Origin of the sequence: Burkholderia sp. NFPP32, from assembly GCF_900119325.1 — a bacterium.
Lineage (GTDB): Bacteria > Pseudomonadota > Gammaproteobacteria > Burkholderiales > Burkholderiaceae > Burkholderia > Burkholderia pyrrocinia_C.
Genome location: NZ_FPJP01000012.1, coordinates 1 through 17,499 on the forward strand (window position 1 = coordinate 1; position 17,499 = coordinate 17,499).

General features: G+C 64.5%; 19 protein-coding genes and 1 rRNA gene. 8 read left to right on the forward strand and 12 right to left on the reverse strand.

The genetic code is table 11. The features are described from left to right. A 16S ribosomal RNA gene (locus BT264_RS21645) occupies positions 1 to 64 on the reverse strand; the annotation flags it as partial. 568 nt (positions 65 to 632) lie between these two features. Between BT264_RS21645 and BT264_RS21655 the strand changes: the two genes are divergently transcribed. The 4 genes from BT264_RS21655 (at position 633) to BT264_RS21670 (ending at position 4,441) form a co-directional block, all read left to right on the forward strand. Continuing rightward, positions 633 to 1,850, forward strand: a complete 1,218-nt coding sequence (locus BT264_RS21655; RefSeq protein WP_072440672.1) for a DUF2863 family protein — start codon at positions 633 to 635, stop codon at positions 1,848 to 1,850. Positions 1,851 to 2,062: 212 nt separating this feature from the next. After that, positions 2,063 to 2,899, forward strand: coding sequence for a response regulator transcription factor (locus BT264_RS21660; protein ID WP_072440674.1), 837 nt, complete (start codon positions 2,063 to 2,065; stop codon positions 2,897 to 2,899). A gap of 74 nt (positions 2,900 to 2,973) precedes the next feature. Then, positions 2,974 to 3,648: an energy-coupling factor ABC transporter permease gene (locus tag BT264_RS21665; RefSeq protein ID WP_072440675.1), complete on the forward strand. Its 675-nt coding sequence runs from the start codon at positions 2,974 to 2,976 to the stop codon at positions 3,646 to 3,648. A 139-nt stretch (positions 3,649 to 3,787) separates the two neighbouring features. Further along, complete coding sequence (locus BT264_RS21670) at positions 3,788 to 4,441, forward strand: BspC domain-containing protein (RefSeq protein WP_072440676.1); 654 nt, start codon at positions 3,788 to 3,790, stop codon at positions 4,439 to 4,441. Positions 4,442 to 4,523: 82 nt separating this feature from the next. On the opposite strand, the gene BT264_RS21675 is transcribed toward BT264_RS21670, so the two are convergent. Both BT264_RS21675 and yaaA read right to left on the reverse strand, forming a co-directional pair. Beyond that, entirely contained in the window at positions 4,524 to 5,678 is a 1,155-nt protein-coding gene (locus BT264_RS21675) for a M14 family metallopeptidase (protein ID WP_072440677.1), read from the reverse strand. A gap of 137 nt (positions 5,679 to 5,815) precedes the next feature. Further along, on the reverse strand, positions 5,816 to 6,598 hold the full coding sequence (gene yaaA, locus BT264_RS21680; RefSeq protein ID WP_072440678.1) for a peroxide stress protein YaaA: 783 nt from the start codon (positions 6,596 to 6,598) through the stop codon (positions 5,816 to 5,818). Between the two features lie 57 nt (positions 6,599 to 6,655). Between yaaA and BT264_RS21685 the strand changes: the two genes are divergently transcribed. Beyond that, complete coding sequence (locus BT264_RS21685; protein ID WP_072440679.1) at positions 6,656 to 7,153, forward strand: putative toxin-antitoxin system toxin component, PIN family; 498 nt, start codon at positions 6,656 to 6,658, stop codon at positions 7,151 to 7,153. Positions 7,154 to 7,186: 33 nt separating this feature from the next. Then, positions 7,187 to 8,359, forward strand: coding sequence for a pyridoxal phosphate-dependent aminotransferase (locus BT264_RS21690; RefSeq protein ID WP_072440680.1), 1,173 nt, complete (start codon positions 7,187 to 7,189; stop codon positions 8,357 to 8,359). A 53-nt stretch (positions 8,360 to 8,412) separates the two neighbouring features. Here the strand turns inward: BT264_RS21690 and BT264_RS21695 are convergent, their stop codons facing one another. Next, on the reverse strand, positions 8,413 to 9,069 hold the full coding sequence (locus BT264_RS21695) for a glutathione S-transferase family protein (protein WP_072440681.1): 657 nt from the start codon (positions 9,067 to 9,069) through the stop codon (positions 8,413 to 8,415). Between the two features lie 201 nt (positions 9,070 to 9,270). Between BT264_RS21695 and BT264_RS21700 the strand changes: the two genes are divergently transcribed. Both BT264_RS21700 and BT264_RS21705 read left to right on the forward strand, forming a co-directional pair. Continuing rightward, positions 9,271 to 10,062: an oxepin-CoA hydrolase, alternative type gene (locus tag BT264_RS21700; protein WP_072440682.1), complete on the forward strand. Its 792-nt coding sequence runs from the start codon at positions 9,271 to 9,273 to the stop codon at positions 10,060 to 10,062. 257 nt (positions 10,063 to 10,319) lie between these two features. Continuing rightward, complete coding sequence (locus BT264_RS21705; RefSeq protein WP_072440936.1) at positions 10,320 to 11,012, forward strand: glutathione binding-like protein; 693 nt, start codon at positions 10,320 to 10,322, stop codon at positions 11,010 to 11,012. Positions 11,013 to 11,059: 47 nt separating this feature from the next. On the opposite strand, the gene BT264_RS21710 is transcribed toward BT264_RS21705, so the two are convergent. The 8 genes from BT264_RS21710 to nuoN all read right to left on the reverse strand — a co-directional run bounded on the left by BT264_RS21710 (position 11,060) and on the right by nuoN (position 17,479). Further along, on the reverse strand, positions 11,060 to 11,536 hold the full coding sequence (locus BT264_RS21710; RefSeq protein WP_072440683.1) for a MaoC family dehydratase: 477 nt from the start codon (positions 11,534 to 11,536) through the stop codon (positions 11,060 to 11,062). Continuing rightward, complete coding sequence (locus BT264_RS21715; RefSeq protein WP_034184920.1) at positions 11,533 to 11,994, reverse strand: MaoC family dehydratase; 462 nt, start codon at positions 11,992 to 11,994, stop codon at positions 11,533 to 11,535. Before BT264_RS21715 ends, BT264_RS21710 begins: the two co-directional genes overlap by 4 nt. 37 nt (positions 11,995 to 12,031) lie before the next feature. Continuing rightward, positions 12,032 to 13,165 carry an acyl-CoA dehydrogenase family protein gene (locus tag BT264_RS21720; RefSeq protein WP_072440684.1) on the reverse strand — a complete coding sequence of 378 codons (1,134 nt, stop codon included), beginning with the start codon at positions 13,163 to 13,165 and terminating at the stop codon, positions 12,032 to 12,034. Between the two features lie 24 nt (positions 13,166 to 13,189). Then, on the reverse strand, positions 13,190 to 14,386 hold the full coding sequence (locus BT264_RS21725) for an acyl-CoA dehydrogenase family protein (protein WP_034184899.1): 1,197 nt from the start codon (positions 14,384 to 14,386) through the stop codon (positions 13,190 to 13,192). Positions 14,387 to 14,538: 152 nt separating this feature from the next. Next, positions 14,539 to 14,961: a DUF1178 family protein gene (locus BT264_RS21735; protein ID WP_043188814.1), complete on the reverse strand. Its 423-nt coding sequence runs from the start codon at positions 14,959 to 14,961 to the stop codon at positions 14,539 to 14,541. Between the two features lie 136 nt (positions 14,962 to 15,097). Beyond that, positions 15,098 to 15,688 carry an NUDIX domain-containing protein gene (locus BT264_RS21740; RefSeq protein ID WP_072440685.1) on the reverse strand — a complete coding sequence of 197 codons (591 nt, stop codon included), beginning with the start codon at positions 15,686 to 15,688 and terminating at the stop codon, positions 15,098 to 15,100. A gap of 40 nt (positions 15,689 to 15,728) precedes the next feature. Next, positions 15,729 to 16,025 carry a DUF2818 family protein gene (locus tag BT264_RS21745; RefSeq protein WP_034184896.1) on the reverse strand — a complete coding sequence of 99 codons (297 nt, stop codon included), beginning with the start codon at positions 16,023 to 16,025 and terminating at the stop codon, positions 15,729 to 15,731. Next, entirely contained in the window at positions 16,025 to 17,479 is a 1,455-nt protein-coding gene (nuoN, locus tag BT264_RS21750; RefSeq protein WP_072440687.1) for an NADH-quinone oxidoreductase subunit NuoN, read from the reverse strand. The genes BT264_RS21745 and nuoN overlap by 1 nt, the downstream gene beginning before the upstream one ends. Positions 17,480 to 17,499: the final 20 nt, after the last annotated feature.

The following is a 17,499-nucleotide window of genomic DNA, read 5'->3' on the forward strand; positions in this document are numbered from 1 at the left end:
CGACTTGCATGTGTAAGGCATGCCGCCAGCGTTCAATCTGAGCCAGGATCAAACTCTTCAGTTTAAACCTGTTACTGTTTTCGGTTCAGTTAAGAACCGGTCGCTCACTCAAAGCTGACAGGAATATGAATCACTTCATAAACCTGACTTACTTTAGTGTGAGACTCTTGATACTTTCGCTTTCTGATCCGAAGATCAGCTCGCTTTCATCAAGCGCCCACACTTATCGGCTGTTAATTTTTAAAGAGCATTTCTGCGAGAAACTTCGTGTTTCTCAGCAGCGCTGCGTTTTCAGCAGCAGAGAAGCGAGATTATGAACCGTGTTTCGCAGCTCGTCAACAACTTTTTAACCACTTCGTTGCGACTGCGGGGCCCATCTTCCTGCGCCAGCCGTGCGCCCAACCCGCTGCACACCACCGATTTCGCTTCCCCTCTCCCGCGCCGCGTTGCCGTTAGCGCGAAAGAGGCGTGATTCTATGCACCCCGCGTCGATCGCGCAAGGGGTTCGATGCAACTTTTTTACAAAAGCCGCAATTCGGCCGTCCGGCCATGCCAGGGCACAAGACCGCTTATGGTGCAAAGAACGGACTAGAATGTGAGGTTCTTCGCCTCTTTCTATATACGTCTTTAATATGCGCCAGCGAATCGCCAAACGCCTCCCCCCCGATGCCGACAAACTGGTCGGTCTGTCGCTTGCGCTCTTCGCCTCGGGCAGCCGCATCGAGGATCGCTTCTGGGAAGCGAAGCTCGACGCGCTGCTCGCCAAGATAGTCCGCAACGGCAACCAGACCACGCTCGACGCAGCCCTCGACCATCTGCAGCAGAATCATCCCGACGCCTACGGCGCACTCGCCGACATGGCCGAGACCCACAGCGAGTCGATGGTGATCGAGCACGACGGCCAGCCGTACGATGCGCTGCTGGTCGCCGTCCCGGTTCTCGCATGGACGCGCTACATGATTCCATCGGGCCCGCTCAAGGGCGACGTGGCCGACGCGCTGCGAACGCACCTGCAGGCTCATGTCCTTGCGAACGGCACGCTCGTCGGGCTTGCCCCGTTCCTCTACAGCATCGACCAGTTGCCGCGGCATCACGTCGAGACCTACCGTCTTGCCCAGCAGCTCGCGCATGCGGCGATCGGCCAGCACACACCCAAGCTCAGCTTCGGCGACCTGCCCGAGACCTCGCCGATCCTGGCCGACCCGCGCTTCCTGCTCGCCGTCGTCGCCGCGCCCGCCGGGGCGCCGCTGTTCCGCTGGCAGGAAGAAGAAGGCGGTAGCCGGATCGAGCGCGGTCAGTGCCTCGAACAATGGACGGCCCAAGGCGGCCCGAATCTGTCGATCGCACTGCCCGGATGCGAGTTCGAGTGCCTACTTCCGGACGCGTACTACTCGGCCTGCCGCGACGCGGACGAACGCATTCGTCCACACACGGTGCGAACCGCCATTCGTTATCTTTTCGACACACTTGGTACGGCGCCGCAGGAGCTGCGCGCAGTGGTCGCCGGCTTCGGCGAACGCCGTATCGACGAATATCGTGTCGGCTTCACTCGGCGTGCGAGCAACGACGTAATCTACGGCGTCGTGTGGCCGCTCTACGGCCGTGAAAACGGCGACGTGTCGATCGACAGCGCGACGCTCGAAGGCGAGGCGCCGATCGAAGGGCCGCTCGAGGAAATCGTGAGCCTGTTGAAGGAATGCGGTGTAACCGACGTCCGACGGCACGCGGGCCGCTTCGAACCCGAATACTGCGACGACTGCGGCGTGCCGCTTTACGCAGATCCGCTCGGCGAAATCGTCCATGCGGAAATGCCGGAAGACGCCTCGCCCGCCCAGCCGCACTTCCACTAATCTCTCGCAGCAGGCCCGAACGGCCTGCCCTCCCGAAGCCGCTCCCGGTTCCCGCCGGAGCGGCTTTTTTCTTGTCCTATATTCCGTCGCTCAAAATTTCAGACTTTTCCTAAGCCTTTCAGCCAAGCAGACATCGTGTAAGGTCTTTGTCATTATCGGGGCCAACGCATGCCCGACAGCAGATCAATGACCCACCCTTACGGAGGTTGAATATGCGGTTCCTGGTGCTTTACTCAGACGCCGAACGGCGTGACGGACTGAAGGCCCTGTTGCGACAGATCGACCGCCACGCCAGCATCAACGATGCACCCGACAGCTTCCAGGCGCGCCGGCTGCTGCGCACCCAGCGTTTCGACCTCGTCGCGATCGACTGGCTGGACGTCGGCCGGCTAAGCGAGCTGCAGGCACTCTGCAGCGCCTGCTCGCCGACGCCCGCGGCCGTAATGATCGACGAAGCCTCGCCGGAGGCCATCCAGCGCTTCTTCAACTATGGCGTAGCAGGCGTGATCCCGCATTCCACGCGGCCGCACCTGATCGTGCGTGCGCTCGAGATGGTGCTGCTGGGCGGACACTACATCCCGCCGATCGCCCTCCGCCTGCTGCCCTCCGCCGCCGGAGCGCGCCACGAGGCCCATTTCCAGACGCTCGCCGGATCGCTGCCCCGCCGCGCGCCGAGCGGCCTGTTGTCGCCCAGGCAAGCGCAGATCATGCGCTTCGTCCACATGGGCAGCACGAACAAGATGATTGCCCGCACGCTCGGTATCAGCGAAGGCACCGTGAAAATCCACCTTGCCAGCATCTTCCAGCAACTTGGCGCCGTCAACCGCGCCGCCGCGGTCGCGATCTACAACGGCTGGCTGTCGCCGCACCTCGAAGTGCTGCTGGCGAATCGCAACCGCACGCGCAAGCCGGCCATCGGCGAACGCGGCACCGTTCCACTACGCACGCCACGGAACGATCATCGGTACCCGTTGCCAGCCGCGCATGCCGGCACGCAGGACCTGCCGCTCGCCGCCGAGCCGCGGGCACGGTTCCGGCGCGAGCGCTAGCAGACAGTCTCGATATTGCGACGGTCGACATGTGCGGATTCCCACCTTTGATGCTCAACGAGTAATATGAACGCATGGGTTTTCTTTTCACACCGCTTCCGCTCTGGGTTGGCATCGGTGGCTGGATCGCCGCCGTGGCCCTGCTCGCGCTCGCGATCTGGAATCGCCCCTTCGTGCGCCTTCAGGACGCCACGCTCCAGCACGTGTGGCTTGCGCTCGTCACCGCAATCGCGGTCCTCTGGGCCTCGAATGCGTGGCTCGATGATGGCATCGTCATGCATCTGCTGGGCGCAACGCTACTCGTCACGCTGTTCGACTGGACGCTCGCGCTGATTGCAATGGGCGCCGTCACGGCGGTGGCCGCGATCATCTTCGACGCGCCGTGGCAGGGCATTGGCCTGACCTATCTGATCTACGGCGCGCTGCCTGTCGCCGTGTCGGCGTTGCTGCAGCGCGCCGCGCTCGCATGGCTGCCGCACAACCTCGCGTCGTTCATCACCGGCCAGGGATTCCTGTCGCCGGCCATCGCGATCATCGCGGTCGCCGCCGCAGCAGCGGGCGTTCAGCTCGCCCTCGCGGACGGCGTGCCTGTCGTGATTCCTGCCGGTTATCTGTTGAACACTGCACTGCTCGCGCTCGGCGAAGCGTGGTTCACCGGCATGGCGACTGCGCTCATCGCCGTCTATCGCCCTGCGTGGGTCACGACCTTCGACGTCCGGCGCTATCGCCTCGGCGGCCCGCGCGCCTGAAACTCCTTCGGATCGGGGCACCGTCAGCACGTGCCGGCGACATTTTCCGCAGCGCGGGAGAATAGGCCATCTACTGCCGCACAACTTTTTTACGCTAAGATTGAACTCCTGTTCTCCATCGGGCATCTATACGTGCCCGATGTCTCCTTCGCTCCTCACCAATAACCAGATGGACAGCTCACCTGCCTCGCTCCGGATTCTCCGGGCGCTCGGCAAGCTGGCAGCCTGTGTCGCGGGCCTGTCGCTTGCGCTTCCGACACCGGTATTCGCCGACCTGCTCGATCAGCGCTCCGAACTGATCAACAAATTCGTCAACGAAATGCATGCCGATCCGCTCGCGGCCGATTGTGCGGCGCACGGCAGCTTCATCGCCAGCACGTCGTCGGCCTTCGACCGCGTCGACTTCGCGCCGAACGCATTCGACAGCGGCAACGCGACGATCACGCCGTGGAACGACTCGTTCGACCAGGGCAAGCAGCGCGTGAAGGTCGACAACATGGTCACGGTCGACGGACTCGGCGTCCACAGCGACGGCAGCGACCCGACGCCGTTGAAATTCCGTTGCGGCTACGTCGGCCAGCAAATGCTCGCGTTCAGCTGGAACGACCCCGTTCCGCCGCTGAAGCCGCGCGTCGAGCGCCCCACGTCCTCGACGAAGAAGTTCAAGGGCAAATCGCACCGGGGTAATGCAAAGGCGAAGGCATCGGGCCGCACCGGCAAGACGGCCGTCGCAACGAAGAAATCAGGCGGCCAAAAGAAAGCCGTGAAGAAGAAAACCGCGAAGAAGTCCTGATACGACGGAGCGGCAACGACAGAAGCAAAAAAGCCGGGGCATCTCAGGATGCCCCGGCTTTTTTTATGCGACGACGATACGCTTACGCGAACGTGTCGACGTGTACCAGGATCGCGGCCAGCATCGCGGCGCCAAGCGCCGCGCTGCGCTCACCGTTCCAGCCGACACGCTCGTCGGGCAGGTTCGCGTTGTCCTTGAACGGCATCTCGAGCGTCAGCGACAGGCAGCCGAACTGATGGCCGATGTACTTCGACGCGAGCTTGAGCGCGTCCTCCTTGTACTTGCTCGCCGCATAACCATGCTCGGTCTGGAAGTCGGGGCTCGCGACCTTGAACGCGTCGATGAACGCGGCCTGCTCCTTGCCCTGCTGCTCGGTAAAGCTCGGCAGCATCTCCGAACCGGCGACGAACACGTACGGCAGATCCTCGTCGCCGTGAATGTCGAAGAACATGTCGCAGCCGATCGCGTGGATCGCGTCGCGCACGGCCAGCACCTCGGGGCTGCGCTCGGCATCGGGCATCATCCATTCGCGGTTCAGGTTCGCACCTGCCGCATTGGTGCGCAGGTTGCCATGCACGCTGCCGTCCGGATTCATGTTCGGGACGACGTAGAACGTCGCGCGATCGTAGAGCTTGCGCGCGACCGGATCGCCGGCCCAGTCGCCCCATCCGGCCAGCCGCTTGACGAGGCCTTCGACAAACCACTCGGCCATCGTCTCGCCCGGATGCTGACGCGCGATGATCCACACTTTCTTCTTCGGCGCGCCGTCGGTTTCCGGCGTGCCGAGCGTCAGCAGCGACATCGGGCGGCCTTCGACCGTGCGGCCGAGCTCGACGACGCTCGCCTGCGGCAACTGCTGGACGGCGCCGAGAAATGCCGCGTGACGCTCTTCCGAGTACGGTTCGAAATACGCGTAGTAGATGCTGTCGAACTCCGGCGTATGGTCGATGGTCATCGTCTTGCCGTCAAACGTCGTCGGCACGCGGAACCAGTCGACCCGGTCGTAGCTCGCCACCGCGCAGTAGTTGCGCCAGCCGGACGGATACGCGCATTCGGCGGCATTCTCGAACGTCATCACGCACCGCTCGCCGCGCGCGCCCGTCAAGCGGTAGTAAAACCATTGCGCGAATTCCGAGCGGCTGTCGCCGCGCACGCGCAGCCGAATCGCAGCGGGGCTGTCGCACGACACGACGTCGATTGCGCCTGCGTCGAAATTGCTGGTGATCGAAAGGGTCATCTGTTTCTCCAGTGTCGACCTGAGTTAGTGCTTCAGCACTTGCTCCGGTCCCATGCAAAGCTGTCGACCGGAACAGGCGGTGTACCGCTTGCCCGGCCTCATGCATGCGCCGGCCATCTCGTGAACGGCCGGCATGGTCACTCGCCGACTCGCCGGCGATATACGTAAGTCGAATCGTTCGACGCAGCCGCGTCGAACGCATAGCCTTCCGTGGCGAACTCCTTCAGCGCCTTCGGCTCGGTAATACGGTTCTCGACGATAAAACGCGCCATCAGGCCGCGCGCGCGCTTCGCATGGAAGCTGATGATCTTGTAGCGGCCGCCCTTCCAGTCCTCGAACACCGGCGTGATGACAGGCGCGGCCAGCAGTTTCGGCTTGACCGACTTGAAGTATTCGGTCGACGCGCAGTTGACCAGCACGCGCGCCGAGCCGCTGCGCGTCTCGAGCTGCTCGTTCAGCGCCCGCGTGATGCGGTCGCCCCAGAACGCGTACAGATCCTTGCCGCGCGCGTTCGCGAAGCGCGTACCCATTTCGAGCCGGTACGGCTGCAGCAGGTCGAGCGGGCGCAGCAGCCCGTACAGGCCCGACAGGACGCGCACGTGTTGCTGCGCATAGTCGAGATCGGCGGACGACAGCGATTTCGCATCGAATCCTTCGTAGACGTCGCCGTTGAACGCGAGCACGGCCTGCTTCGCATTGGCCGGCGTAAAGGTCGGCGACCAGTCCGCGTAGCGCTGGAAGTTCAGGCGCGCGAGCGGATCGGAGATATCCATCAGCGTTGCGATGTCCTGCGGCGAAAGCTTGCGCAGGCCGTCGATCAGCTCGGACGCGTCGTCGACAAATGCAGGCTTCGTGTAAGACTGGACGTGCGCGGGCGTATCGTAGTCGAGGGATTTGGCGGGAGAGAGAACGATTATCATAGAGGCTCGCTGGCACGCCGTGCCTTGCGGTCAGACGAAAACCACCGATTGTAACGAATGACCAGCTCCCTCGCCCCGCACGTCGCGCACCGCGTCGTGCTCGACTCGAACGTCTGGATCGACATCCTCGTATTCGACGACCCCGCTACGCGCCCGATTCGGACCGCGCTGGAACGCGGCGCGCTTGCCGCCGTGATCGACGGCCGCTGCCTGACCGAACTCGAGTACGTGCTCGATTATCCGCAGTTCCAGGCGCGTGCGATCGACAAGGCCGCCGCGCTCGCGACCGTCGCCCGCCTCGCGAGCCTCGTCGAGCCGCCGCCCGTCGACGCCGACGCGCCGCCGCTGCCGAAGTGCAAGGACCGCGACGACCAGAAGTTTCTCGAACTCGCCCGCGCCGCGCGGGCCGATTGGCTCGTGTCGAAAGACCGTGCGCTGCTGAAGCTCGCGAAGCGCACCGCACGCGACTTCGGTTTCCGGATCGCGCAACCCGCGCCGTTTGCCGAAGCCTGCGCGCTCGACGCCGCACCGACCACTTCTGCCACGCCGGCCTGACGCACGCGGCGGCACCCGATTTCGACCGTATCGATGAACGCTCCTTCAGACATGCCAACGACTCCCGTTTTCCCCTCGCGCCTGCCGAACGTCGGCACGACGATCTTCACGGTCATGAGCGCGCTTGCCGCCGAAAAAGGCGCCGTGAACCTCGGCCAGGGCTTCCCGGATTTCGATTGCGATCCGCGCATCGTCGATGCGGTCGCGACCGCGATGCGCAACGGGCACAACCAGTATCCGCCGATGGCCGGCGTCGCACCGCTGCGCGACGCGATCGCCGACAAGATCGCGCACGTCTACGGCCGGCGCTACGATCCGGCCACCGAGATCACGGTGACGGCCGGCGCGACGCAGGCACTGCTGACGGCAATCCTGTGCGCGGTGCATCCGGGCGACGAAGTGATCGTCGTCGAACCGACCTATGACAGCTACCTGCCGTCGATCGAACTCGCAGGAGGCAAGCCGGTATTCGTCACGCTGGAGGCGCCCGACTACGCGATCCCGTTCGACCGTCTCGCGGCCGCGATCACGCCGAAAACGCGCATGATCCTGATCAACACGCCGCATAACCCGACGGGTACCGTGTGGCGCGAGGCGGACATGCGCAAGCTCGAGGAGATCGTACGCGGCACCAACGTACTGATCCTGTCGGACGAGGTCTACGAGCACATGGTCTACGACGGCGCGCGCCACGAGAGCGTCGCGCGCTATCCGGAACTCGCCGCACGCAGCTTCATCGTGTCGAGCTTCGGCAAGACCTATCACGTGACGGGCTGGAAGGTCGGCTATGTCGCGGCGCCTGCCGCGCTGACCGCGGAATTCCGCAAGGTCCACCAGTTCAACGTATTCACGGTAAATACGCCGATGCAGATCGGGCTCGCCGATTACCTGCGCGACCCGGCACCGTACCTGACACTCGCCGGCTTCTATCAGGAGAAGCGCGACTTCTTCCGCACAGGCCTCGAGCGCACGCGCTTCAAGCTGCTGCCATGCACGGGCACGTACTTCCAGTGCGTCGATTACTCGGCGATCAGCGACCTGCCCGAAGCGGAATTCTCGAAGTGGCTCACGTCGGAGATCGGCGTGGCTGCGATTCCGGTGTCGGCGTTCTATCACGAGCCGCACGAATCGGGTGTCGTGCGTTTCTGCTTCGCGAAGCAGGAAAGCACGCTCGCATCCGCACTCGAACGGCTCGTCCGACTGTAAGTCCCGCGCGGGCGGCCACGCGCCGCCCCGCCGGAGAAGCCGGAGAATCGCGCTTACGAACGCGCGCCGCTCGTCGCCTCGACATACGCCTTGCGATCGGCTGCCACGCGCTGCGCGGCGGCACGCTCACCGACCTTCTTCGCGTGAGCCTTCCAGTCGATGCCCGCATCGAGCAGGAAGTCGTGTCCGAACACGGCCTTCGTCGCCATCCCGATGACCGGCAGATGGATCGATGCCGCGATGTCCGCAAGGCTGAACGATTCGCCGAGCACATACGGCGAAAACTGCGTCATCTGCTTGAACGCATCGATCGCGCGCGGCAGGCGCTTCTCGACGTGCGCCTTCATCCCGTCGCTGACCTTGCCGCCGAAAAACGCTTCCGTATAGATCTCGCGCGCCATCCATTCGAGATACAGCTCGAGCGTCTCGACCAGCTCGCGCACCTTCGCAGCCGCAAACGGCCCCGACGGAAAAATGGCTTTCTCGGGATAGCGCGCCGCCAGGTACTCGATGATCACCTGCGACTCGAACAGCGCGCCCTCTTCGGTCTTCAGGAACGGGATCTTGCCGAGCGGCGAATCGGCGAGCTGGGCCGGATCGCTGATCGGCAAACCGCACACCAACTCCTCGAACGGAATGTCGTGCTCGAGCAGGACGAACTTCACCTTGTTGTAATAGTTGGACAACGGAATACCGCACAGCTGTAGCATCGGAGTCTCCTTCCTTGCGGGAGCGCGGCCGCAACAATGCCGGCCGCGTCGGGATTCATCGCGCTGAAAAGCACGTTCGTGCTAGTCTAAAACAGTTTCACGTCCGTCACGACAACATTACATCCGCTGCGGCGGCAGCGCCGCCAGTCCGCGCAACGCGCGCAGCGCCGCAGCCTCGCCATCCGATGGAGACACACTCGCATGAGTGCTGAACTGCTGGCCTCGCGTCCGCCCGAGAGCGATTCGACGCTCGTCCTCACGCTATCCAATCCCGGTGCGCGCAACGCGCTGCATCCCGACATGTACGCGGCCGGCGTCGAAGCGCTCGCCACTGCCGAACGCGATCCCGGGATTCGCGCGGTCGTGCTGACGGGTGCCGACCGCTTCTTCTGCGCAGGCGGCAACCTGAACCGGCTGCTCGACAACCGCTCGAAGGATCCGTCCTGCCAGGCCGACAGCATCGATCAGCTCGGCGCATGGGTGACGGCGATTCGAGAGTCGACGAAGCCGGTGATCGCGGCGGTCGAAGGCGCGGCGGCCGGCGCGGGCTTCTCGCTCGCGCTAGCGTGCGACCTGATCGTCGCCGCGCACGATGCGAAGTTCGTGATGTCGTACGCGCGTGTGGGCCTGACGCCCGACGGCGGCGGCTCGTGGTTCCTCGCGCGCGCGCTGCCGCGTGCGATCGCGGCCGAGATCCTGTTCGAAGGCAAGCCGGTCGCGGCCGAACGCCTGCATGCGCTCGGCGTGGTCAACCGGCTCGCCGTTCCCGGCGCAGCGCTGAACGACGCGCTTGCATGGGCCGACGCACTCGCCGGCATCTCGCCGAACGCACTCACGCGCATCAAGTCGCTCCTCGACGTTGCGACGACTCAGCCGCTAGAACCGCATCTCGGTACCGAGCGCGATCATTTCGTCGCCTCGCTGCATCACGCGGACGGGCTCGAAGGCATCACCGCCTTTCTCGAGAAACGCCAGCCCCGCTACAAGCGCTGATCCGCGTCGGCCGACGACGATCGTGCACGGCGACTACCGGCTCGACAACCGGATCTTCCATCCGCACGAACCGTGCGCGCCCGCCGTGCTCGACCGGGAACTGTCGGCACGTCGGCAATCATCTCCCGTTCGCCTGCACGTACGCATCGGCGGGCATGTTTCCGTCGCCAGCAATCCGTGCCGAACCATGCTCTAATGACCGCCTGTCGCGGCGCGCTGCCGGCGCCGTTTTCGCGCATGCAACCAAGGAGTTGACGATGATCGACGTCTACAGCTGGGCGACCCCGAACGGCCACAAGGTACACATCATGCTCGAGGAAACGGGCCTCGCCTACCGTGCACTTCCGGTCGATATCGGCGCAGGCGACCAGTTCAAGCCCGAGTTCCTGAAGATCAGCCCGAACAACAAGATTCCGGCGATCGTCGATCCTGACGGCCCCGGCGGCAAGCCGATCTCTCTGTTCGAATCGGGTGCGATCCTGATCTACCTCGCGGAGAAGACCGGCAAGTTCCTGCCGACCGATCCGGCCGCCCGCTATGCGACGCTCGAGTGGCTGATGTTCCAGATGGGCGGTATCGGCCCGATGCTGGGGCAGGCGCACCATTTCCGGCTGTACGCGCCGGAAAAGATCGAATACGCGGTCAACCGCTATACGAACGAAGCGAAGCGCCTGTACAACGTGATGGAAAAGCGCCTCGGCGAATCCGAATATCTCGCGGGCGACGCGTACACGATCGCGGACATTGCGACGTTCCCGTGGACGCGCTCGTGGCAGAACCAGGGCATCGTGCTCGACGAGTTGCCGAACGTGAAGCGCTGGCACGAGGCAATCGCCGCGCGACCGGCCGTGCAGCGCGGCGTCGAAGTACTCGCGTCGATGCGCAAGGCGCTGCAGGACGACAAGGCACGCGAGGTGCTGTTCGGCGCGACGCAATACGCGAAGCATTGACCCGTGCATGACGGGCGGAGCGGCATCCGTGCATGCCGCCCCGCCCGTCAGAAGTAATGCAGCGTGATGAATTCCGCCGCGCAAACAAGCAACGGGGCGTCGGGACGCTCGGCCTGGATCGACACCGACCATGTCGCCTGCACGCCGCCCCGCGCGACCTCGGCGGTTTCCTTCACCGCGAACAGCGCGCGCACGCGCACACCGACCGGCACCGGCTTCAGGAACCGCACGCGGTTCAGTCCGTAGTTCACGCCCATCTTCTGCTCGAAGCGCATCGCATCGGTCATCAACGCGGGAATCAGCGACAGCGTCAGGAACCCGTGCGCGATCGGCCCGCCGAACGGCGACTCGCGCCGCGCGCGTTCGGGATCGACGTGAATCCATTGATGATCGCCGGTCGCGTCGGCGAAGCCATCGACGCGATGCTGGTCGATCGCGACCCAGCCGCTCGCGAGCGGCTCTGCGCCGACACGCGCCTGCAACGCCTGCGCCGACGCGATCAACGGCAATGTCACGTCGGTCATGCGTTCGTGCCTCGCGGATCGCGCAACCCGAAAATCACCTTGCTATGCACGGTGATCACCGTCTCGCCGCTACCGTTGATGCCGATCCACTCCGTCGACACGATGCCGCGATCGGGCTTGCTCTCCGAGACGCGCTTGTCGTGGATCTTCTGGTGCATCGTGATCGTGTCGCCGGCGCGCACCGGCTTCAGCCAGCGGATCGAGTCGATGCCGGGCGAGCCCATGCTGGTCGAGTCCGGCCCGAGCTTCTTGATCAGCAGGCTCATGAACACCGAGCACGTGTGCCAGCCGCTCGCGACCAGTCCGCCGAACGGCGACGCCTTCGCGGCCTCCTCGTCGAGGTGGAACGGCTGCGGGTCGTAGCGCTGCGCGAACGCCTTGATGTCGTCGGGCTCGAACGTGTAGCTGCCCACTTCGATGGTGCTGCCGACCACCAGATCTTCGTAACTGATACCCACTGTGTGTCCCCTTGTCTGACGCGCTCGCGCGTCGCCGTCATGCCGCGTCGGCCTGCACGAAATCGGGCAGCGCCGCGATGCGGGCAAGATGATGATCGGTGTCGCCGAGCGTCGTCTCGATGATCGACAGCCGCTTGAACAGATGTGCGGCGGCAACCTCGTTGGTCACGCCCATCCCGCCGTGCAACTGGACGGCCTGCTGGCCGACGAAGCGCGCGGCCGCGCCGACGCGCGCCTTCGCGGCCGACACGGCCTTGCGTCGCGCATCGGCATCGCCGCCCGCATAGCGCACCGCTGCCAGGTAGGTCAGCGAACGCGCCTGCTCGGCATGGATCAGCATCTCGACCATCCGGTGCTGCAGTGCCTGGAAACGCGCAATCGGCACGCCGAACTGCTCGCGCGTTTTCGTGTATTCGACCGTCGCGCGATTCAGTTCGTCAAGCGCGCCGACCGCCTCCGCGCACAGCAGGAACGTCGCGTAATCGGCAATCTGCTCGAGCGCCGCCGCGTCGCGTGCGCCGCCCGTCAGCAGTCGGGCCGGCGTTTCGTCGAACTCGATCGTTGCCGCACGCTGGCCGTCGATGGTCCGGTAGTCGACCACCGTCGCGTTCGCCGCATCGCGTTCGACGACGAAGAGGCCGATGCCGCCGTCGTCGACGCGCGCAGGCACGATCCACGCGTGCGCCTGCGCACCATGCTGAACGACCGACTTGGTGCCGGTCAGCCGATGCGTGCCGCCCTGCTCGCGTGCGTGCGTGTCGAGCTCGAACAGGTCATAGCGCGCATGCGGTTCGTGGAATGCGACCGCCAGCCTCTTCTGCCCCTGCGCAACCGCCTCCAGCAGTGCGGCATCGTCGCCTGCGCCGGAGCCGGCGATGCGCAATGCCTCGACGCCGACCGCCGTTGCCCAGTACGGCTCGATCACGAGCGCGCGGCCGAGCTCCTGCATCGCAACCAGCATGTCGACCGGGCTACCGCCGAATCCGCCCTGCGCGTCCGGCACGGGCAGCGCGGTCAGCCCCAGTTCGGCGAACGCGCTCCATTGCGTGTCCGACACGCCCGTGTCGCTGCGCACGATCGCCTGGCGCGCATTGAAGCCGTATTGCTCGCCGAGATAACGGTGCAGCGCGTCGGCGAACTGCTGCTGCTCATCGGTAAAGCTGAAATCCATGGTTGTCTCCGCTCCCGTCCCTGTTCACAGACCCAGAATCATCTGCGCGATGATGTTTTTCTGGATCTCGTTCGAACCGCCGTAGATCGACGTCTTCCGGTAATTGAAGTAGTACGCGGCTAGCGGCGCCGCATCGTCGTCGCCCGCGATGCTGTGCTCGCGTTCGCCATTGAGGAACGGCACGTCGAACGGTGCGGCGAGCGGGCCGATCGCGTCGAACATCAGCTCGGTGAGCGCCTGCTGCACTTCGGTACCCTTGATCTTCAGCATCGACGCCTCGGGGCCCGGCCCCTTGCCGCTCGTCTCGCGGCTGACGACGCGCAGCACCGTCACCTCGAGCGCCATCAGCTCGACTTCGAGCGCCGCGACCTTCGCGGCGAACACGGGGTCGGCGAGCAACGGCTTGCCGTTCTTGCGCTGGTTCGACGCCACGCGCTTCAGGAACGCGAGTTCGCGCTTCGACGCGCCGACACGCGCGATGCCGGTGCGCTCATGGCCAAGCAGGTATTTCGCGTAGGTCCAGCCGCGGTTCTCGTCGCCGACGAGATTCTCGACCGGCACCTTCACGTCCTCGAAGAACACCTCGTTGACCTCGTGGTCTTCGTCGAGCGTGATGATCGGCCGCACCGTGATGCCGGGCGTCTTCATGTCGATCAACAGGAACGAGATGCCCTCCTGCTTCTTCGCGGCCGGATCGGTGCGCACGAGGCAGAACATCATGTCCGCGTACTGGCCGAGCGTCGTCCAGGTCTTCTGGCCGTTGACGACGTAGTGGTCGCCCTGACGCTCGGCGCGCGTGCGCAACGACGCGAGGTCGGACCCGGAACCCGGCTCCGAGTAGCCCTGGCACCACCAGTCGGAGCCGTCGAGAATGCGCGGCAGATAATGGCGTTTCTGCGCTTCGCTGCCGTATTTCATCAGCACCGGCGCAACCATTGACACGCCGAACGGCAGCACGGTCGGCGCGCCGATCCGCGCGCACTCCTCATCCCAGATGTGCCGCTGCGTCGCGTTCCAGCCCGGGCCGCCGTATTCGGCCGGCCACGCAGGCGCGGACCAGCCGCGCTGACCGAGAATCCGGTGCCAGCTCGCGAAATCCTCGCGGTCGAGTCGTTTGTGATCGAGTACTTTGGCGCGCAGTGCGTGAGGCAGGTTGGCCTCGAGCCAGGCGCGGACGTCGACGCGGAACGCGTCGTCGGCGGGGGAATAATCCAGATCCATGCGCAGTGTCTCCTGTCGACCAGAGTTAGTGCTTTAGCACTTACTCTGGTCCCATGCTTCGCGGTCGACCAGAGTTGGCGCTTCAGCGCTTACTCAGGCTCCATGCAAGGCTTGCCGCGACCTTCCGGCCCGGCAAGGACCCACTGCGTACGTCATTGCAGCGGTTCTTTCAGCGCGGCAGGAATCGGTAGCGGCATCACGTCGATGCCTTCTTCGGCCAGGGATTGCGCATCTTCCGGCGTCGTGACGCCACGGATGCTGCGTGCCGGCGCCTCGTTGTAATGGATGCGCCGCGCTTCCTCGGCGAAGCGTTCGCCCACGTTCTCGGTCTTCTCCAGCACCTCGCGCAGCGCGCGCATCACCTGCGCCTGCAGCGCACGCGGATCGGCCGGCTGGGCCTGCGTCGCGCCTGACAGATTCAGGCGCGGCGCCGACGGCAAACGGTTGACCTCGGTCGTCCCGCACACCGGACATTCGACCAGCTTGCGGGACAACTGCGCTTCGAATTCATCGGCGGAAGCGAACCAGCCTTCGAACCGATGACCGTGCGGGCACTGTAAATCGAGGACCTTCATGCTGAATCAGGGCGTGTGACGAGTGTAGCGCAAAAAGCGGTTTTGTGAACGATCGTGCTAAATCCCGATCGCGCGACGCGAAAATGCCGCGTAATCGGATTGTAACGCGGCGCCCCACCCGCCGCCGACGCCGCGCTCAGGGCGTCAGGACCGGCCCGAGCGGCCAGGTGCCGGACAGCACCTTGTCGAGCCACATCGTGCCGATGATCGTCTTCACGTCGGTGATCTGCCCGGTGCGCACCCATTCCTGCAGGTCGGCTTGCGTGGCAGTGAAGGTTTCGAGGAATTCGCCTTCGTCGAGCTTGCGCTCGCCGGCCGTCAGCCCGCGCGCGAGATACAGGTCGATGAATTCGGTCGAATAGGAAATGATCGGGTGAATGCGGCTCAGGAACACGTATTCGCGCGCCGTGTAACCCGTTTCCTCGCGCAGTTCGCGCACCGCGCACGCAAGCGCGCCTTCGTCCGGATCGAGCTTGCCGGCCGGGAATTCGGCCATCACCTTGCCGATCGGGTAGCGATACTGGCTTTCCATCAGCACGCGGCCGTCGTCGAACAGCGGGATCACCATCACCGCGCCCGGGTGCTGGACGTATTCGCGCGTGGCCTTCTTGCCGTCCGGCAAACGGACGGTATCGCGCTTGAGCTTGAGGAACGAGCCGTCGAAGATCGCCTCGCTTTCGAGGCAGGTTTCGGTCAGTGCGGCGTCGTGATTGGGTAGTTCGGCCATCGGCGGCTCCAAGATTGAGCACGACGGACGGCCGAAGCCGTCAGCGTCGTTTGACGAGATACTGGAACGTGAAGCCGGGAAACGCGAACACGATGAAGAGACTGAACGTGATCGCGTAAAACTGCCAGCCCTGTTCGAAGCGGTTGCCGGCGCGCGACTCGAGCCAGAAGCCGAGCGCGCCGACCACGAAATACAGCACGATCAGCTCGCCGATCCGCACCCACGCACTCTTCTTCGCCGCGCCGAACGGCACAACGGCGAAGAGGCGTTGGTTCAGGAACGGCAGGTTGGCGCACACGAGCGCCAACAGCACGATAAACCAGCCGGCTGCCGACATTACAGCGGCAGCGTGTGACGAATCGCCTGCAGGCAGGCCGTCAGCAGCGGGCTCGGGATCAGGCCGAGCACGACGACCGCGAGGCCGTTCAGCACGAGGATCGTGCGCTTGCAGATATCGCCCGAGATCGGCGTCGAATCCTGCGGTGCATCGAAGTACATCAGCTTCACGATGCGCAGGTAGTAGAACGCGCCGAACAGCGACGTGATCACGGCCAGCACGGCCAGCCACGTCAGGCCCGCGTTGACGGTTGCCTCGAGCACGGCGAGCTTCGCGTAGAAACCGACGGTCGGCGGGATGCCTGCCAGCGAGAACATCATGACCATCATCACGAACGCGAACACCGGGCTGCGCTTGTTGAGGCCCTTGAAGTCGTCGATCGTTTCCGCTTCGAAATCGCGGCGCGCGAGCAGCATCACCACGCCGAACGAGCCGAGCGTCGTGATCAGGTAGACGATCGCGTAGAACATCGCCGAGCTGTATGCGTTCGCCGGTGCCGCCGCGTCGCCCTTCACGATGCCCGCGAGCAGGCCGAGCAGCACGAAGCCCATGTTCGAGATCGCCGAGTAGGCGAGCATCCGCTTGATGTTGCGCTGGACGATACCCGTGATGTTGCCGACGATCAGCGACAGCGCGGCGAGGATCACGAGCGCGGTCTGCCAGTTCTGCGCGAGCGGCAGCAGGCCCATCACCAGGAACCGCAGGCCCCACGCGAACGCGGCAACCTTCGGGCCGCCGCCGACGAACAGCGTCATCGCGGTCGGTGCGCCCTGGTAGACGTCCGGCACCCACATGTGGAACGGCACGGCGCCGAGCTTGAACGCGATACCGGCGACGATGAAGACCACGCCGAACATCAGCACGGCTGCGTCGGTGTTGCCGCCGACCGCCTTGTACACCTCGCCCAGCTCGAGCGAGCCGGTCGCACCGTAGAGCATCGAGATGCCGTACAGCACGAAGCCCGACGCAAGCGCGCCCAGCACGTAGTACTTCATCGCGGCTTCGCTCGACTGCGGGGCATCGCGGCGCAGCGCGATGACCGCGTACAGCGACAGCGACATCAGTTCGAGACCGAGGTACAGCGTCAGGAAGTTGTTGCCCGACACCATGACCAGCTGGCCGAGCAGCGAGAACATGCCGAGCAGGAACACGTCGCCGCGGAACATGTCGCGATCTTCGAGGTACTTGCGCGAATAGACGAGCGAGACCGCGAAACCGAACGACACGACGGCCTTCATCATGCTCGCGAACGAGTCGACGACGACCATCTTCGAGAAGAAGTAGTACTGCTGCGGGTCGAGCGCCTGCACCGCAAACCACACGCCGGCAACGACCGACGATACGACCGCGATCAGATAGGTCAGCCGGCGGCCGGAAGCACCGGTAAAGGTGTCGTTCAGCCATGCGACGACGATGGCGGCCATCACCAGCGCGTCAGGCAACAGGACATTCATAGGAGCGTTTTGCATGATCT